The sequence below is a fragment of the Streptomyces sp. NPDC048255 genome, assembly GCF_040652415.1.
In the GTDB taxonomy this organism is placed as follows: domain Bacteria; phylum Actinomycetota; class Actinomycetes; order Streptomycetales; family Streptomycetaceae; genus Streptomyces.
The window spans coordinates 1-16,988 of the sequence record NZ_JBEZMA010000100.1 but is presented as its reverse complement, the minus strand read 5'-3'; the positions used below and the strand labels follow the sequence as shown (position 1 = coordinate 16,988).

General features: G+C 71.6%; 13 protein-coding genes and 2 pseudogenes. 12 read left to right on the top strand and 3 right to left on the bottom strand.

The features are described from left to right. Positions 1–113 (top strand): annotated as a pseudogene (locus tag AB0D94_RS36600) (RdlA protein); the annotation flags it as partial. A gap of 191 nt (positions 114–304) precedes the next feature. Here the strand turns inward: AB0D94_RS36600 and cynS are convergent. Both cynS and AB0D94_RS36590 read right to left on the bottom strand, forming a co-directional pair. Continuing rightward, positions 305–775 carry a cyanase gene (gene cynS / locus AB0D94_RS36595; RefSeq protein ID WP_362061852.1) on the bottom strand — a complete coding sequence of 157 codons (471 nt, stop codon included), beginning with the start codon at positions 773–775 and terminating at the stop codon, positions 305–307. A gap of 56 nt (positions 776–831) precedes the next feature. Beyond that, positions 832–1,449 (bottom strand): carbonic anhydrase, encoded by a 618-nt coding sequence (locus AB0D94_RS36590; RefSeq protein WP_362061849.1) that lies wholly within the window; start codon positions 1,447–1,449, stop codon positions 832–834. Positions 1,450–1,571: 122 nt separating this feature from the next. Here AB0D94_RS36590 and cynR point away from each other — a divergent pair, with 122 nt between their 5' ends. The 7 genes and pseudogenes from cynR (at position 1,572) to AB0D94_RS36555 (ending at position 8,386) form a co-directional block, all read left to right on the top strand. Then, the gene (gene cynR, locus AB0D94_RS36585; RefSeq protein WP_362061846.1) at positions 1,572–2,483 is read left to right on the top strand and encodes a transcriptional regulator CynR; all 912 of its coding nucleotides are present in this window, start codon (positions 1,572–1,574) and stop codon (positions 2,481–2,483) included. Positions 2,484–2,592: 109 nt separating this feature from the next. Beyond that, positions 2,593–2,880, top strand: coding sequence for a hypothetical protein (locus AB0D94_RS36580; protein ID WP_362061843.1), 288 nt, complete (start codon positions 2,593–2,595; stop codon positions 2,878–2,880). Positions 2,881–2,993: 113 nt separating this feature from the next. Continuing rightward, positions 2,994–3,514, top strand: a pseudogene (locus AB0D94_RS36575) (aldehyde dehydrogenase family protein); the annotation flags it as partial. A 99-nt stretch (positions 3,515–3,613) separates the two neighbouring features. Next, entirely contained in the window at positions 3,614–5,875 is a 2,262-nt protein-coding gene (locus tag AB0D94_RS36570; RefSeq protein WP_362061840.1) for an MMPL family transporter, read from the top strand. A 5-nt stretch (positions 5,876–5,880) separates the two neighbouring features. Next, on the top strand, positions 5,881–7,062 hold the full coding sequence (locus AB0D94_RS36565; protein WP_362061837.1) for a sensor histidine kinase: 1,182 nt from the start codon (positions 5,881–5,883) through the stop codon (positions 7,060–7,062). A gap of 1 nt (position 7,063) precedes the next feature. Continuing rightward, entirely contained in the window at positions 7,064–7,711 is a 648-nt protein-coding gene (locus tag AB0D94_RS36560) for a response regulator transcription factor (protein ID WP_362061834.1), read from the top strand. Between the two features lie 99 nt (positions 7,712–7,810). Beyond that, positions 7,811–8,386: a hydrolase gene (locus AB0D94_RS36555; protein WP_362061831.1), complete on the top strand. Its 576-nt coding sequence runs from the start codon at positions 7,811–7,813 to the stop codon at positions 8,384–8,386. A gap of 40 nt (positions 8,387–8,426) precedes the next feature. Here AB0D94_RS36555 and AB0D94_RS36550 read toward each other — a convergent pair whose 3' ends face one another. Next, positions 8,427–8,930, bottom strand: a complete 504-nt coding sequence (locus AB0D94_RS36550) for a hypothetical protein (RefSeq protein ID WP_362061828.1) — start codon at positions 8,928–8,930, stop codon at positions 8,427–8,429. Between the two features lie 231 nt (positions 8,931–9,161). Here AB0D94_RS36550 and AB0D94_RS36545 point away from each other — a divergent pair, with 231 nt between their 5' ends. The 4 genes from AB0D94_RS36545 to AB0D94_RS36530 all read left to right on the top strand — a co-directional run bounded on the left by AB0D94_RS36545 (position 9,162) and on the right by AB0D94_RS36530 (position 16,825). Continuing rightward, complete coding sequence (locus AB0D94_RS36545; protein ID WP_362061825.1) at positions 9,162–9,815, top strand: hypothetical protein; 654 nt, start codon at positions 9,162–9,164, stop codon at positions 9,813–9,815. Between the two features lie 199 nt (positions 9,816–10,014). Further along, the gene (locus AB0D94_RS36540; RefSeq protein WP_362061822.1) at positions 10,015–11,163 is read left to right on the top strand and encodes a hypothetical protein; all 1,149 of its coding nucleotides are present in this window, start codon (positions 10,015–10,017) and stop codon (positions 11,161–11,163) included. 348 nt (positions 11,164–11,511) lie between these two features. Beyond that, a complete protein-coding gene (locus AB0D94_RS36535; protein ID WP_362061819.1) occupies positions 11,512–15,306 on the top strand; it encodes a bifunctional glycosyltransferase family 2 protein/CDP-glycerol:glycerophosphate glycerophosphotransferase in 3,795 nt (1,264 codons plus the stop codon). Beyond that, positions 15,299–16,825 (top strand): hypothetical protein, encoded by a 1,527-nt coding sequence (locus AB0D94_RS36530; RefSeq protein WP_362061816.1) that lies wholly within the window; start codon positions 15,299–15,301, stop codon positions 16,823–16,825. Before AB0D94_RS36535 ends, AB0D94_RS36530 begins: the two co-directional genes overlap by 8 nt. Positions 16,826–16,988 lie beyond the last annotated feature (163 nt).

The following is a 16,988-nucleotide window of genomic DNA, read 5'->3' as shown; positions in this document are numbered from 1 at the left end:
CGCAGAACCAGCAGTGCACCGAGAACTCCACCCAGGCCAAGGGCGACGAGCCGCTCTCGCACATCCTCAGCAACATCCCGGTCCTGTCGGGCAACCTCTCGGCCGGCAGCTGACGCGGTTCCCCTTGCGAGCCGGGGCCTCGGACGCCTGCGCGAGTGCCCACGGGGCCCCGGCTTGTTCCTTCCGGATCCATGGATCCGCCCCGTCCGCAGGCACCCGACGGCCACGAGGCCGTCCAGGTGGGCGCCGGTCTTCACATCACAGAGCCTTCCGCCCGGCATCGGGCGGAAGGCTCTGTGGCGTTTCAGAAGGGCTTCGTCGGCAGGTACTTGCCGTCCAGGGTGATGACGGCGCGCTCCCCGCCCTCGGGGTCGGCGACCTTCCTGACGTCCAGCCTGAAGTTGATCGCGCTGATGATGCCGTCGCCGAACTGCTCGTGCACCAGGGCCTTCAGGGTGGTCCCGTAGACCTGGAGCATCTCGTGGAAGCGGTAGATCGTCGGGTCGGTCGGTACGGCGCCGGGGGCCGAGCCGCGGGTCGGGACCGTCCGCAGGAGGCGGACCGCGTCCTCGTCCAGGTCCAGCAGCCCGGCGACCGCCTCCGCCGCGGACTGCGGGAGGGCGTGCTGCCCGAGCAGGGCGGCGGTGACGAAGGCGACCGACAGGCCGGTGGCGTCGGCGAGCTGCTGCCAGGACAGGTCCCGGCGGGTCTTGGCCTCGACGACGGCGACGGCGAGGGACTGGCGGGCGGTGGGGTCGAGCTGGGCGTGCAGCATGGAACGGGGTCCTTCCGGGAGGGCGTGCGGGTGGGTACGGGGTGGGGGAGTACGGGTCAGACGGACAGGGCGGCCGGGCGGTCTGCGGCCGGGCGGTCCGAGGCCGGGCCGACCTCCGCCACCCGGCCGGTGGGGATGTCGTAGACCCAGCCGCGCAGCGTGAGGGTCCCTTCGGCCCGGGCCCGGGCGACCGACGGGTGAGTGGCCAGGTTCGCCAGCTGGGCGCGGACGTTCTCGCGGACCAGCGCCGCGACCCGGTCGGCGCCCGCCCCCGCCGTACGGGCCACCGAGGCGTCGGCGTGGCGCAGCCAGCCGGCGACCGAGGAAGCGGCGCCCAGGTCCCGGCCCTCGGCCAGTGCCGTCATCGCGCCGCAGGCCGAGTGCCCGCACACGACGACACAGCTGACCCGGAGGACGGCGACGGCGTACTCGATGCTGGCCGTCACCCCGTCCGGGACCGGCGCGTAGGTGGGGACGAGGTTCCCCGCGGTGCGGATGACGAACAGCTCGCCCGGTTCGCTCTGGGTGATCAGCTCCGGCACCACACGGGCGTCCGAGCAGCCGATGAACAGCGTGGCCGGCCGGTGCGTGTCGGCCAGCTCCGCGAAGAGGCGTTCCTTCGCGGGGAACACCTCCCGCTGGAAGCGTGCGACACCGTCCGATAGATCGTGCATGGTCACTCCCCTGGTGGGATGCGCCCCGCGGGGCTTGACGTGTTCCACCCTGCACGACCTGCATCTATTGTGTCCAAGACGCAATATCCATCTCTCCTATCGATGCCATCTATAGTTGCCTCATGGCCCTGGAACTGCGTCACCTGCGCTACCTGATCGCGGTCGCCGAACACGGCAGCTTCACCCGCGCCGCGGAAGACCTGCGGATCTCCCAGCCCACCTTGTCCCAGCAGGTCAAGCAGCTCGAACGGGCCGTCGGCGCGCAGCTGTTGGACCGCACCGGCCGCGCCGTACGGCTCACCGACGCCGGGGAGACCTACGTCCAGCACGCGCGCGCCGCCCTACGGGAGCTCGCCACCGCCGAGCGGGCGGTCGTGGACCTGGCCGACCTCTCCCGCGGCCACCTCCGCCTGGCCCTCACCCCCACCTTCACGGCGTACCTCGCCGGCCCGGTCGTCGCCGCACTCCACACGACCCATCCCGGCATCACCCTGGAGGTCCGGGAGATGCCCCAGGACCGCATCGAGGCCGGGCTGCTCGCCGACGAGCACGACCTCGGCCTCGCCTTCCACGGCCCGCACCTGCCGGGGATCGCCGCGACGGCCCTGTTCACCGAGACCCTCGGCCTCGTCACCGCCACCAGTGCGGCCGGCGGCGGCGAAGCGGAGCCCGCACCCGTGCCCGTACGGGACCTGGCAGGGCTCCGACTGGCGCTGCTCAGCGGGGACTTCGCCACCCGCGGGCACATCGACGCCTATCTCGCCGTACACGGCGTGCGGCCGCACATCGCGGTCGAGGCGAACTCCGTCCAGGCCCTCACCGAGATCGTCCGCACCACCACCCTCGCCACCGTGCTCCCCGACGCCGTCACCGACGACCACCCGCACCTGCGCCCCGTCCCCCTGGACCCCGCCCTCCCGCCGCGTACGGTCACCCTGCTGCGCCGGGACAGCGCCTACGAGAGCGCCGCGGCCCGTGCCTTCACCGCCCTCACCCGCAGCCTGGTCCGGGCCCGCGGCTACCGTCCGGCCTGACCCCGGCGGGCCCGGTCACAGAGCCGACCTCGTGACATTTGGCCGCCGTACTGCTCCCAGAGCGCAAGGGTTCTTGCACGGCCGGAGCGACGGTGTCTAGCGTCGGGCCATGAGCACCGAGCCGCAGCGTTTCGAGATCCTGTTGGTACCCGAGCACGTCAAGAACCGGACCGGCGCCCCCCAGGCGGACCACCCCCTGCGATCGGCCGTGGTCGTGGCGACCGGGGACACGGGTGCATCCGGCTACCCCCGCTACACCGGCGAGGGCATGGAGGCCGACATCGACCCGGCCACCCGCACGGTCGAGGCCCTGCTCGTCGACGGATCGGAGCTGGACCCCGGGCTGACGGCCCTGATCGCCCCCGAGCCCGGGAAGGGAACCGGCCGGCGGCAGTAGGGCCCGCCAGCGCAAGGGGCGCTCCCCGCCGGTCCGGGCCCCGCCGCCGTGCCGCGGGCGGCGGCCCGCGTCACCCCGGGACGGCCGGGGCCGCCGGGGCGACGCGGTGCCCACTGGACTTCGGCCCGCTCATCAACGCCGCCAAGGCCAAGGAGCTCACCGACCACGCCGCCGAAGCCGTCGAGCGGGGCGCCGTCCCGCTCTTCCGCGGCCGGCTCGACCCGGCCCGCTTCCTCCCGGGCCAGGACACCTCCGCGTACGTGGCCCCGCTGACGCCGCTGAGCCCGCCGGCCTCCTCCCCGCTCCACCACGCCGAGCCTTCGGGCCCGTGGACTCCATCGTCCTCGTCGACACCGAGGCGGAACTGCTCGCGGCGATGAACGCCTCGGGCGGGGCGCTTGTCGCCACCCTGTCCACCGACGACCCCGCCACCTTCGCCCGCCTCGCACCCCAGATCCGCGCATTCAAGCTCGGCCACGGCAAGCCCCGCTCGCGCGGCGACCGCGAGGAGCTCTTCGGCGGCTCCTGGCGCGGGGCCTTCGTCGGGGGCGAACTGCTCGTGCACGCCGTCACCGAAGGACCCGACGGCGAGCGCCTGCCGGGCAACTTCCCCGAGTACCAGCTGACGCCCTGAGGAACCCCTGGCCGGGCGACGGTGTCCACCGACCGGTGGACACGAGGTTCAGTCCGCCGGACGTCACGGCCACCGCACCCCGCGGACCAGGATCGGGGCATGAGCCAACTCCACGTCCGCATAGCCCGATGGAGCGCCCGGCACGCCGGACGCGCTATCGCAGGCTGGTTCGCCTTCGTCCTCCTGTGCCTGGGTGCCGGCATCGCCGTCGGCACCCACCAGGCCACCTCCGAGGACTTCCGCGTCGGCGAGGCGGGCCGCGCCGAGGCCGTCGCCGCCGAGGGCGGCCTCGAACGCAAGCCCACCGAACAGGTCCTCGTCTCCGCCCGGCCCGGCGCACCGCACCGGCCGGAGGAAGCCGCCGCGGCGGCCCGGGAGATCACCGACCGGATGCGCGCCCTGCCCCAGGTCGCCGAGGTGGCCGCCCCGCTGCGCTCGGCCGACGGCAGGACCCTGATGGTGCCGGTGGTCATGAAGGGCGCCGAACTCGACGGGAAGAAGAACGTCGCCCCCCTGCTCGAACAGACCGCCCAGGTGGCCGCCGGCCACCCGGACCTGGTCGTGGAGGAGACCGGATCCCCGGCCATCAGCAAGGGCGTCAACGACCAGCGCGGCAAGGACCTCGCGCTCTCCGAGCGCATCACCCTGCCGCTCACCCTCGTCACCCTGCTGCTCGTCTTCGGTTCCGTGGTGATGGCCGGAGTACCGCTGCTGCTCGCGCTGTCCTCGATCGCCGCCGCCCTCGGGCTCTCCATGGTCGCCTCCCACCTGCTGCCCGACGCCGGGGTCGGCACCAACATGATCCTGCTCATCGGCCTCGCGGTGGGCGTCGACTACACGCTCTTCTACCTCAAGCGGGAACGCGAGGAGCGGGCCCGCGCCCGGGGCGGCCTCAGCTCCGAGGCGCTGGTGGAACTGGCCGCCGCGACCGCCGGACGGGCCATCGTGGTCTCAGGACTCGCGGTGATCCTCTCCACCGCCACCCTCTACCTGGCCGCCGACGTCATCTTCTCCTCCCTCGCGACGGGCACGATCCTGGTCGTGGCGGTCGCCGTGGCCAGCTCGCTGACCGTACTGCCCGCCCTGCTGGTGAAGATCGGCAACCGCACCGAGCGCCGCGCGGCCCGCAGGGCCGAACGCCTCGCAGAGCGCGGCACCCCTCCCCGCCCGCGCCGCGCGGAACGCCGCCGCAACAGCCGGAACGGCACGGAGGCCCACGCGGACGCCCACGCGGACGCCGGGCGGCTCTTCCGCGTCCTGCTGCGCCCCGCCCGCACCCGCCCCGCGCTCACCCTGTGCCTGTCCGTACTGGCCCTGCTCGCCCTCTCGGCGCCCGCCCTCGGCCTCAAGCTCGTCGACCCGGGGCGGGACACCTTCTCCCGCGACATCCCGGCCGTGCAGGTCTACGACCGGCTGAACGCCGCCTTCCCCGAGCGCACCACCCAGCACCGCGTCGTCGCCCGCGCCACCCCCGAACGAGCCGCCGAGGTCCGTCAGTCCTTCGCCGACCTCGGCCGACGGGTCCAGAGCGACCCGCTGTTCGCCCAGGGCGCCGAGCCGAGGATCCTCGCCTCCGCCGACGGGCGGACCACCCTACTGGAGCTGTCCGTACCGTTCACCGCGACCTCGCAGCAGGGTGCGGCCTCGCTGAACCGGCTGCGCCAGGACCACCTGCCCGCCACGGCCGGCGCACTGGCGGGCGTGGAGACGGCGGTGTCGGGTGATGTGGCGCGCGGCCGTGACTACGTGGACCACGAGCGGGCCAAACTGCCCCTGGTCCTCGGCTTCCTGCTGCTCGTGACTTTCCTGATGACCCTGTGGGCGTTCCGCTCGGTGGTCATCGCCCTGACCGGAGTCCTCCTCAACCTGCTGTCCGCGGCGGCCGCGCTCGGCGCCCTCGTCGCCGTCTTCCAGGGCACGTGGGCCGAGGGCCTGCTGGCCTTCGACTCCCTGGGGGCCATCGCCTCCCGGGTGCCGCTGTTCCTCTTCGTCATCCTCTTCGGCCTCTCCATGGACTACCAGGTGTTCGTGGTCAGTCGGATCAAGGAGGCGCGCGACCGCGGGATGCCCGCCCGCCAGGCGGTCATCGACGGCATCGGCCGCTCGGCGAAGGTGGTGACCAGCGCCGCGATCGTGATGGTGACCGTGTTCGGGGCCTTCGTCGCCCTGCACCTCACCGAGATGAAGCAGATGGGCTTCTGCCTGGCGCTGGCCGTGCTGCTGGACGCGGTGGTGATCCGGCTCATGGTCCTGCCCTCACTGATGCTGCTCCTCGGCGAGCGCGCCTGGTGGCCGCTGCGCCCCGCACGGCCCGGGAGCGGCCACCTGCCCGACGCGCCGGCCCGGCAGAACGTAGGCTGACGATCATGCTTCAACGGCCACAGCGCGGCGACCCGTTCTGGATATGGATGCTCCACTGGTGGGACATCACGTCGTGGGCGGTCATCGGACTGCTGATCCTGCTCACCGCCGTCGCCGACCTCCCCGGCGCGACGAAGTACGGGTCGCTGGCGCTGCTGGTCCTGCTCGCCCTCAGCTACGCGACCGTCAGGCGACGGCCCGGAAACCCGGTGCGCGGCGCCTACGCCCACCTGTGCGTCCTGCTCGTCGCCCTGGGTGGGCTCTCCTACCTGCGCGACGGGTACGGAGTGCTCTACACCCTGGCGCTCCCGCAGTTCGTGATCTTCGTCAACAGCCTGCGCTCCGCGATCGTGTTCAGCGGCATCGGCGCCGCGGCGATCACGATCGGCGGCACCCTGCGCCAGGGCTGGAACACGGACCACCTCACCACCAACACCATCTCCTCCCTCGCCGTCTACGCGGTGAGCGTGCTCACCGCCCTCCTGACGCCCCGGGCCCTGGAGTTACGGGACGAACGCGCCCAGCTGCGCGCCGAACTGGCGAGCACCCAGCTCAGCCTGGCCGAGGCCCACCGGCTCCAGGGCGCGGCCGAGGAACGCGAGCGGCTCGCCCGGGAGATCCACGACACCTTGGCCCAGGGCTTCGCCTCCATCATCGTGCTGGCCGAGGCGGTGCGCTCCGGCCTGGAGAGCGATCCGGCGCGCAGCGCCCAGCAGTTGCTCTCGATCGAGCAGACGGCCCGCGAGAACCTCGCCGAGGCCCGGATCCTCGTCGGCTCCGCCCCGCAGAGCGGACTCGCCCCGGGCTCGGTCGCGGCGACCCTGCGCCGGACGCTGGACCGCTTCACCGAGGACACCGGGCTGCCCGTCACCGCGGACCTCGCCGAGGTCGCGTGCGACCAGCCCACCCGCATCGCCCTGCTGCGCTGCACCCAGGAGTCCCTGGCCAACGTGCGCAAGCACGCGGCCGCCTCCACGGTGGACGTGGTCCTCGCGCAGGCCCCGTACGGCGTGGAACTGGAGATCACCGACGACGGCCGCGGCTTCGTCGTCGCGGACTCCCGCGGTTTCGGACTGAACGGCATGCGCAAACGCCTCGCCGAACTCGGCGGGGACCTCACGGTCACCAGCTCGCTCGGCGACGGCACCCGCATCCTCGCGACCATCCCCACGAACGGTGAGGAATGACATGACCGGTACGAACGACAAGCCCCTGCGCGTCGTCGTGGTGGACGACCACACGGTGATGCGGGCGGGCGTCGTCGCCCTGCTGGCCTCGGAGCCCACCGTGGACATCGTCGGCGAGGCCGGCGACGGCCGGGCCGGCGTGGAGCTCGTGGAGCGGCTGGAGCCCGACGTGGCGCTGATCGACCTGCGGATGCCGGTGCTGGACGGGGCGAGCGCCACCGCCGAGATCGCCGCCGGGCGGACCCGGACCCGGGTGCTGATCCTGACGACCTATGACACCGACGAGGAGATCGAGCGCGCGGTGGAGGCCGGCGCGATCGGCTACCTGCTCAAGGACACCACCCGGGAACAGCTCGTCGAGGCCATCCAGTCCGCCGCGCGCGGCGAGACGGTCCTGGCCCCACGGGTCGCGGCACGGCTGGTGGCCAGGATGCGCAGGCCGGCCGCCGTGGCGCTGACGGCCCGTGAGGTGGACGTGCTGAACGCGGTCGCCGACGGCCTCTCGAACGTGGAGATCGGCCGCCGCCTGGTCATCGCGGAGGCCACGGTCAAGACCCACCTGCTGCGGGTCTTCGCCAAGCTCGACGTCAGCGACCGTACCCACGCCGTGGTCGTGGCCCTCGAACGCGGACTGCTGGTGCGCGGCTGACCCGTACGGTCCGCTCTGCGCAGCGGGCCGAGCCTTGCTTGGCGCTCAAGGGTATGTCCGTTATGTTCGGTCGGACCGAACCGAAGGAAGAGCCTGCTGATGACCGGCCTGAACCTCGACGCGCAGACCGCCCTCGTCCTGATCGACCTCCAGAAGGGGATCCTCGGCCTGCCCGTCAGCCGCCCCGCCGATCAGATCCTCCAGAAGGGCGTCCGGCTCGCGGAAGCCTTCCGGGCCAGGAAGCTGCCCGTCGTCCTCGTCAGGGTGGCCTGGTCCGCGGACGGCGGGGACCTGCCCGTCGCGGCCGCCGACCGGCCCGGCCCGGCCGCCGCGCCGCCCCCGGCCTTCTCCGAGTTCCCCGCCGAACTCCCCGCCGAAGGCGACATCATCGTCACCAAACGCCACTGGGGTGCCTTCACCGGAACCGAGCTCGACCTCCAGCTGCGCCGTCGCGGCGTCCACCGCATCGTCCTGGCGGGCATCTCCACCAGCGCCGGCGTGGAGTCCACGGCCCGGACCGCCTGGGAGCACAGCTACGAACTGGTCTTCGCCGAGGACGCCACCGCCGATACGGACGCCGACTCGCACGCCCACACCTTCGGCAAGATCTTCCCGCGCCTCGGCAAGGTCAGCAGCACCAGCGAGATCATCGCCGCCCTCGCGGCCCTCGACTGACCGGCCGTCGGCGGGCGCCGACGGCCGGTCAGCTGCCGGGTCAGCGGAACAGCATGGAAGCGTCTCCGGCGGCGGTGGTGACCGAGCCCGGACACAGGAAGCTGCCCGAGGTCTTGGTCGCCGTGAAGGGCCGGTTGACGTACTTGCGGGTGGTCCCCTCCCGGTCCCAGACGAGGTTCGTCGCCTTGTACCGGCAGGAGATGAAGCTCTGCTTGCCGGTGATGTCGATGAGGTCGGTGTTCGCCACGGCGCCGGTGTCGTCGAAGGTGAAGGAAGGGTTGTTGTTGAGGGCGGCGGTGATGTTGCCGTCGCAGGTGAGGTTGCCGCCGGGCTTGTTGACGGTGGTGCGGTCGACGGTGAGGGCGCTCGGCGGGGCGGCGCTGGTGCTCGCGCCGGTCCAGGTGCACGTACTGCCCGCGACGACGATCACGCCGTCGGCCTTCAGGTCGACCGCGGGTCCTGCCGCGACCGCCGACGAGCTGCCGGTGACGGTTGCCGCGATCGCCAGTGCGGCCAGTGCGGTGAGCGTGGGGATGTACCTCATGTCGCTCCTCCTTGCCACGTCCTTGTGGGGGTGAGACGAGGCCCCGCGGGCCTCGCGGGAGTGCGCCACGGAGCGTGGCACAGGGACCTTGAATTGTCAGGGGCAGGTCAAAGACTGGCTTGATGGCGTCCCTGTGACAGGTCGGCCCGCGCCCGTACCGCCCGCGGCCGGTCCCCGCCCGCCGGGCATAATCGGCAACCTTGCCCGCCCGTAAGGGAAATGGAGACCTCTGTGATACGTCCGACCCCGCTCGCCGCCGCTGCCGTCGCCGTCGGCCTGCTCGCACTGACCGCCTGCGGGAGCACCCGGGCCGCGGACGGTGGCGGCACGCCGTCGGCGGCCTCCGCCACCGGGTCCCCCTCGCAGTCCGGGTCGGCGTTCCCTTCCGCGTCCGCGTCCGCGGACCGAGCCGCCGACGCGGCGGCCGCCAAGGCCGCGCACGACAAGGCGTTTCCGGACATCGCGGCGCGCTGCGCGGCCGAGGGGGCGGCGGCGACCACCGCCGCGTCCGGCGCGCCGGACGCCCTGCCCACGGATCCCGAGGCGGCCAAGCACGCCGAGAACAACGCCTTCAAGACGCAGGCCAAGCTCACGCCCGAGGCCCGGTGCCGGGGCGAGGCCCACGCACTCCGCATCCAGAAGGCCCTGGCCGGTCCCGGCGCCGCCACGCCGGCCACCGAGGAGGGGCTGACCTCCGCGCTGACGGCGATGGGCTACGAGATCGCCGCCGGCGACGTCTACCGCAGCGGCGGCGCGCTGGGCTTCGCCTACGCCATCAAGGGCGTCGGCCCCTGCGTCACCGGATGGCTCGGCAGCCCCGCCAAGGTCGAGGCCCACGGGGTGTACATGGAGGGCGGCTGCAAGGAACCGCGCGGCGGCCACTGAGCGCGGGTGCCCGGCGCACCGGACCGCCCGGCATGGACCGGTGCCGGTATGAGCCGGCACGCCCTGCGGGGGCGCGTCGGGCCCTGCCCCAGGCACCGGCCACTCGGCGGACTGACGTAAGTTATCCCCCGGCCCGAGGAGCCGGCCGGATACGAAGCGGAACGAGCACGAGCAGAGCACGGACGGGAGTGGGCTGGACATGGCGCGACGCGGACGTGCGGAAGCGGACCGGGACGTCACCTCCGGTCCGCCCGCGGTCCTGGGCTCCGGCATAGCCACAGCCGCCGACGGCGGCGGGGCGACCTCGGGCTGGCTGCGCCTCGGGCGCGACGGACGCCTCACCGCCTACGCGAGCTGCGCCGAGGGCGTGGTGCGCTGGACGGAATCGGCCCCGGGCTCCGACCGCTGGCAGGGGCCCGACCTGTTCCCCGTAGAGGGCTGGACCGGGCGGTTCACGCTGGCGCAGGACTCCCACGGCTTCGTCTGGTTCGCGGGTACGCGGCAGCGGGACGGGGCTCCGGACGGACGTGAGTTCGTCATCGCCGCCCAGTACCAGACCGGTCGGCCGCTCAGCGACTGGCGCACGGTGGGCAATCCCTTCCCGGCGGACGCGCAGGCCCCGCCGCCGGGAGATCCGGTGGTCCTGTCCGACGGGGCCGGCTCGCTGCACGTCGTCGTCGCCCGGTTCGGAGCCGGCGTACGCGGCCGGACCCAGTACCCCGACGGCAAGTGGGGCGATTGGGTGGACTACCAGGGCAAATGGGTGCGCGGCTCCGTCGCGCCGCTGGTGACCTCCCAGGGGCGCGCGGAGTTCCTCGCCCCCTTCCGCGGCGGGGCCTCGTACTGGAGCCAGGGCGCGCCCGGAGCCGACTTCAGGTGGCTGGGGCGCATGGAGGCCGATGCCGTCGAGGGGACGTACAGCTGCCACGAGACGGGCCCCGGTTCCGGCACCTACTTCTGGCGCCACCCGGCGGACGGCAGCGTCATCGCCTACCGCCCGCAGGCCCCCGCCGGGCCGGGGCGCCAGCTGAGGTCTCTGGGCGGTTCGGGTGGAATCGGCCCGGTCGGCGTCGTTCGTACCCACATCAACGGGTATGACTGCACGGTCCTGTTGCAGCGGGGGGCCGAGGGGTACCCCGAAATCGCCGCCTACCCCACGGAGGGTGAGCAGTACGGGGCCTGGTGGGCCCCCGTGGGCGACCGGTGCGCGGGGCTCCCGGCCGTCGCGCTCGACGCCCACGGCTCGGTCGCGATCGCGATGATCGATGCGGACGGCGGACTGCGGATCGCCCGGCAGGATCTCGCCGACCCGGGCCTCGCCTTCGGTCCCTGGCGCACGGTGGGGTGACTTTCCTCACCGGGGTGCGGGTCCGAGCCGAGAGGAATGCGCCGGTCCGCACACGTGGGCCTGAACCGGTGGGAGTTGGCGGGCCGACCGCGTCCGGAACCCGGTCACGCATTCGCACCTGTGAAGGCGTAAGGGGGCGGTGCCCCGTCTCACACTTGCCCGCCGTTCATCAATTGGCTTACGCTGCGCAGGCCCTGTGAGGATCGCATAAGTGTGCGGATCGCAGGCTCAAGGGCGGGGTGAGTGTGCGGGGGCGGTGCGTGGCCGGGATCAGGGGCGGGGTCGGCGGCGCGTTGCGGCAGCTCGGCGCGCTTCGGCGACGAGTATGACGATCGAGGAGTTTTCTGAGTGGCAGGTACGCCCCGCCTGAGTGTCGTCGTTCCGTTCCAGGATGTCGAGATCTACCTCGAGGAATGTCTGGAGTCGATAGCCAGGCAGACGTTCCGCGACCTTGAGGTCATCATGGTCGACGACGGCTCGACCGACTCCTCGACCGCGATCGCCGCTGACTTCTCCCGCCGTGACCCCCGGTTCAGACTGCTGCGCCAGGAGCCCATGGGTCCGGGACATGCCCGTAATGTCGGCATACGCGTGGCTCATCCCGAGGCCGAGTTCCTGGCGTTCGTGGACGGCGACGACGTCATTCCCGAGTACGCCTACGAACTGCTCGTGCAGACCCTCGAAGGCTCCGGATCCGATTTCGTCTCCGGCAACGTGCAGATGATGAACTCCACCAAGAGGTGGCAGTCACCGCTGCACAAGGCGCCCATGCAGCGCAGCAGGCGCGGGACGCACATCACCAAACTGCCGGAGCTCATCTACGACCGGACCGTGTGGAACAAGGTGTTCCGGCGGTCCTTCTGGGACTACCACTACATCGCCTTCCCCGAAGGCGTCATGTACGAGGACTCCTGGGTCAACATGTTCGCCCACTTCCGCGCGGCCAAGGTGGACATCCTCACGGACATCGTCTACTTCTGGCGCCGGCGCGAGGGCGGCGCCGCGCCCTCCATCACCCAGCGGCACACCGAGTTCAGCAACCTGCGGGACCGGGTCTCCGCCGTGCAGTCGGTCAGCCGCTTCCTCGCCGGCCACCGCGCCCGCTCCTACAGCGAGCACAAGCGCAAGTACGACCTCGCCTGCCTGAAGTCGGACCTGATGCTGCACCTGAAGGTGCTGCCGGACGCCGACGAGGAGTACCGCGACGCCTTCATGCACTGGGCGAACGAGTTCCTGGACGAGGCCGACGAGGACATCATCGACGAGCTTCCCGCCGATGCCCGCGTCAAGTGGCTCCTGGTGCGCGAGGGCCGGCTGAAGGAACTGCTCGACGTCGTCGAGTTCGAGCGCAAGGGCGGGCCGCTGCCCGTCCAGCGGCGCCTGCACCGCTACCTCAACTACCCGTACCTCGGCGACCGTTCGGTCGGCCTCGACAAGAGCGCGTACCGGCTGGACAAGGAACTGTCGCTGCACGGTTCGCTGACCGCCGCCCGCTGGGACGACTCCGGCCAGCTGACCCTCGAGGGCTCCGCCTACGTCCGCTTCATCAACGTGCACAAGCGGCACATGTCGATGAAGGCGATCGCGCTGCGGAACAAGAAGCAGGGCCGAGTCCTCGTCGCCAAGGCGAAGACCACCTACTACCCGCAGGCCACCGAACACTCCCAGCAGAACCGGTACTGCTACGACTGGTCCGGCTTCCAGGTCCGCTTCGACGTCTCCCGGCTCAAGCGCAAGGGCGAATGGGCCGAGGGCACCTGGGACGTGGCGGCCGGCGTGCTCAGCCGCGGCCTGTTCCGCTACAAGGGCATCGCCCGCGGTGGCGCGGGCAGCGCCGCGAACCCGCCCTACCGGTACGTGGACAAGAACATCCGCGTGGTACCGCTCTTCCTGCAGGGCAAGCTCAAGCTCCGTGTGGAGACGGTCCGTTGCCGCATCACCCGGCACCGGATCGTCGGTGACCACCTCGAACTCGGTGGCGTCTACCTCGGTCCCAAGCGGCCCGAGTGGGGCAAGTTCCGCGTCACCAGCATGGGCGGCGCAGGCCGGCACGACTCGTGGGTGCACTTCCAGCCGGGCGGCGAGGGGTGGTTCACCTTCGTGACCCGCATCCCGGTCAAGGCGCTCGTCCCCGGCCACCGCACCCACTCCTCCGGCGGGGTCCCGGAGACCTGGAACACCGGCGCCAACGGCTGGAAGACCACCCTGCACGTCGAGGGACGCAAGGCGGCCATCTACCCCGTCATGGCGGAGGACGCCACCGACGGCCACTACCGGGTGCCGGCCGGACTGCAGACCGAGCGCGGGGACCGCGAGGTCTTCGTGCACCGCAACGGCTCCGGCTACGTGGTGCTGTTCGAGCGGGACGCCCTGCCGCTGGCCAAGTCCGCCACCTGGCACGAGGACGGCTCCCTGGAGGTCGTCGTCGGCTACGCGGCGCAGGACAGGCTCGATGCGGCCGAGTTCGCCGCGGCGCACATCGTCGTCCGGTCCCGGGCCCACGGCGCGGAGCGCGTGGTCCCGATCACCTGGTACGGCGAGGAGTTCCGCTTCGTCGTCACCCCTGCGGCGATGCGCACCCTGGCCGGCGACATCCCGCTGGCCTCCGGCCGCTGGGACTTCTTCCTGCGCCGCCAGGACCCGTCCGCGGTCACGGCGGAGAACCGGTCCAGCGACCTCATGGTCAAGATGACGCAGGAACTCATCCCCGCGTTCCCCAGCGAGCTGAGCGTCGACGAGCGGCGCTACGAACTCCAGGCCGAGGCCTACGACCGGCTCTCCCTCCTGGTCCACTCGGCGATGCCGGACGAGGCGCGCGGCCCGTACCGGCAGAAGCTCATGCGCACCAAGAAGTACCCGGAGGCCCGCCGCAAGCCCGTGACCCAGGCCGTGCTCTTCGACGCCTTCAAGGGGACCCAGTACTCCGACAGCCCGCGCGCGCTGCACGAGGAGATGGTCCGCCGCGGCGTGCCCGTCGAGCACCTGTGGGTCGTTCGCGACGACCAGGTCGCGGTGCCGCCCACCGCCCGCCCGGTCCGCATGTGGTCCCCCGAGTGGTACGAGGCCCTCGGCCGGGCGCGGTACGTCATCGCCAACAACCACCTGCCCGACTGGTTCGAGAAGCGCGACGGCCAGATCGTCGTGCAGACCTGGCACGGCACCCCGCTCAAGAAGATCGGCCACGACATCGAGGCCGTGCACTTCGCGGACAAGCGGTACCTGGAGCGGGTGGAGAAGGAGGTGCAGAACTGGGACATGCTGGTGTCCCCGAACAGCTTCAGCACCCCGATCCTCCAGCGCGCCTTCCGCTTCCCCGGCGAGATGGTCGAGAGCGGCTACCCGCGCAACGACGTCCTGCGCCGCGCGGACTCCGGGCACCGCGCCGCGCAGGTGCGCCACCGCATCGGGCTGCCGCCGGGCAAGAAGGTCATCATGTACGCGCCGACCTGGCGCGACGACCAATTCTACGCGCCCGGCAAGTACAAGCTCGACTTCCGCATCGACCTGGAGGACGCCCGGGCGCAGCTCGGGCAGGAGTACGTCCTGCTGGTACGCCGCCACCCCAACGTGGTGGACCAGGTGCCCGGCGCCGGTGACGGCTTCGTCTTCGACGTGTCCGACTACCCGGACATGGCGGACCTCTCCCTCATCACCGACGTGATGATCACTGACTACTCCTCCCTCATGTTCGACTTCGTCAACACCGGGCGGCCGATCCTCTTCTTCACGTACGACCTCGACCACTACCGGGACACCCTGCGGGGGTTCTACTTCGACTTCGAGCAGTCCGCGCCCGGCCCGCTGCTGTTCAACTCCCCGGAACTGATCGGTGCGATCCGCCACCTCGACCGGGTCCAGCAGGACTACGCCGCCCGGTACCGCTGGTTCCAGCAGGAGTTCTGCGACCTCGACGACGGTTACGCCTCGGCCAGGCTGACCGATCGCATCCTGATCGCCGGGGGAGACCTCGACCCCGCCCGGGCACAGGCGCCGGCCGTCGGCGCGGCCGTCGGCCCTGCGACAGGCCATACAGGCCATACAGGCCATACAGGCCAGGAAGGCCAGCCAGGTCCCTGGAACGGAGGCACCCTCGGTCAGGTCCCGCGCCAGCCGGTGAGAAGAATGGATTCCGAGCATGTCTAAGGCAGCCCAGAACACCCGCCGCGTCTTCACCGGTGTGGACTCCTCCGGAGCGGTGCCCGTCGAGTACCGGTTCTCCCATGCGAGGAACGGCAACCGCCATCTGGTCGTCGTCTTCGCGAACCGCTACGCGCCCGGTGAATACGGCTGGGCGAACGGAAGACTCGACCTCCTCCGGTCGAACATCCTGTGGGTCCGGGACCTGTTCGACGGTGCGAACACCTACTACCTGTGCAAGGGGATGGACTTCTCCCTGGAGCAGTCCGTCGCCGGGCTCATCTCGCGCGTCATGAACGCACTGTCCCTCTCGCCGGACCACGTGACCATGTTCGGCAGCTCCAAGGGCGGCAGCGCGGCCCTGTTCTTCGGACTGAAGTACGGCTTCCGGAACATCGTGGCCAGCGTGCCCCAGTTCCAGATCGGAACCCGCGTCATGGAGGGCAACCCCGACGCGGTCCGGGTGATGATGGGCGAGGCGACGGAGCAGAACGTCCGCGCCCTCGACTCGGTCCTCCCCGACCTGGTGCGCAGCGGGGCGAACCACTCCGCCAACATCTACCTGATCTCCTCGCCCCAGGACGAGCAGTACCAGCGGCAGGTGGAACCGTACATCGGGCTGTTCCAGGGGCGCGAGAACTTCAACTTCGTCTACAACGACTCTCCCCTCATCACCGACCACGGGAAGGTCACGCTGCGCAACCTCCCCACGCTGATGGGGTTGTTGAACCTCCTCGTCGACGGAATCACCCCCCGGATCGGCATGGTCCGCAACGGCTACGAGCAGCCTGAGCGCGACACGTCCGCCATCGACGCGTACCTCACCGAGACCTCGCAGGTGAGGGGCGACTCCTCCTTCCCCCGACCGGTGGTCCTGAGTCCGGCCGCGAACGACCGGATAGCCCGTGACGCCATCCGCTTCGTGGGGACGGCCCCCGGCGCCGTCCGCGTCAGCCTCTGGGAGGACGGCAAGTACCAGGGCGCCGCACCCGTCGCCCCCGACGGCAGCTGGACCTGGGAACGGGACAAGCCCTGGGTCAAGGGACGGCACGTCATCAGGCTCTTCGCGGCGGACGCGAACAACTACCAGTCCGAGCGCACCGAAGTGATCTTCACTGCCGTGGACCCGGAGGCCGCGCTGGAGGCCGCGCCCGCTCCGGTACCGGCACCTGCCCCCGTACAGGTCCAGGTACCGATGCCGGCCCAGCCCCTCGTGCTGACGGTGACGTCCCCGGGCGCCCGCCAGCAGGTGCCGGGCCCCGCCGTGACCTTCACGGGCTACGCACCGGGCGCCGTGCGCGTGGAGTTCCAGGAGGGCGGTGTCGCCCTGGGGACGTGCGGTGTGGCGGCCGACGGCACGTGGATCTGGGAACCGGGCTGGGCCTGGAACGAGGGAGGGCACTTCGTCGAGGCGATCGCGGTGGGCGCGGCCGGCAACGCGTCCCCGTGGATCACGGTCCCCTTCAGCCTGGGCAACGCCTACGCCGCGCCCGCGCCGGGCTCCTACTTCACCCCGGGCTACTAGGTCCTGTCCGGGCGATCTTCGTGGATCAGCCCGCGTCGTCTGGTGCGATGCATCGCAAGGCGGAGGAGCGCAGCTCGTACTCGGCCGTACTCGCGCGGTCCGACAACGCGGCGAGGCGCCGTGCCGGGCGGCGCGGGCCCGCGAAGATCGCCCGGACAGGGCC

Coding starts and splice junctions, on each gene's coding strand:
- cynS (WP_362061852.1), bottom strand. CDS start 775: ATGCTGCACGCCCAGCTCGACCCCACCGCCCGCCAGTCCCTCGCCGTC.
- AB0D94_RS36590 (WP_362061849.1), bottom strand. CDS start 1,449: ATGCACGATCTATCGGACGGTGTCGCACGCTTCCAGCGGGAGGTGTTC.
- cynR (WP_362061846.1), top strand. CDS start 1,572: ATGGCCCTGGAACTGCGTCACCTGCGCTACCTGATCGCGGTCGCCGAA.
- AB0D94_RS36580 (WP_362061843.1), top strand. CDS start 2,593: ATGAGCACCGAGCCGCAGCGTTTCGAGATCCTGTTGGTACCCGAGCAC.
- AB0D94_RS36570 (WP_362061840.1), top strand. CDS start 3,614: ATGAGCCAACTCCACGTCCGCATAGCCCGATGGAGCGCCCGGCACGCC.
- AB0D94_RS36565 (WP_362061837.1), top strand. CDS start 5,881: ATGCTTCAACGGCCACAGCGCGGCGACCCGTTCTGGATATGGATGCTC.
- AB0D94_RS36560 (WP_362061834.1), top strand. CDS start 7,064: ATGACCGGTACGAACGACAAGCCCCTGCGCGTCGTCGTGGTGGACGAC.
- AB0D94_RS36555 (WP_362061831.1), top strand. CDS start 7,811: ATGACCGGCCTGAACCTCGACGCGCAGACCGCCCTCGTCCTGATCGAC.
- AB0D94_RS36550 (WP_362061828.1), bottom strand. CDS start 8,930: ATGAGGTACATCCCCACGCTCACCGCACTGGCCGCACTGGCGATCGCG.
- AB0D94_RS36540 (WP_362061822.1), top strand. CDS start 10,015: ATGGCGCGACGCGGACGTGCGGAAGCGGACCGGGACGTCACCTCCGGT.
- AB0D94_RS36530 (WP_362061816.1), top strand. CDS start 15,299: ATGTCTAAGGCAGCCCAGAACACCCGCCGCGTCTTCACCGGTGTGGAC.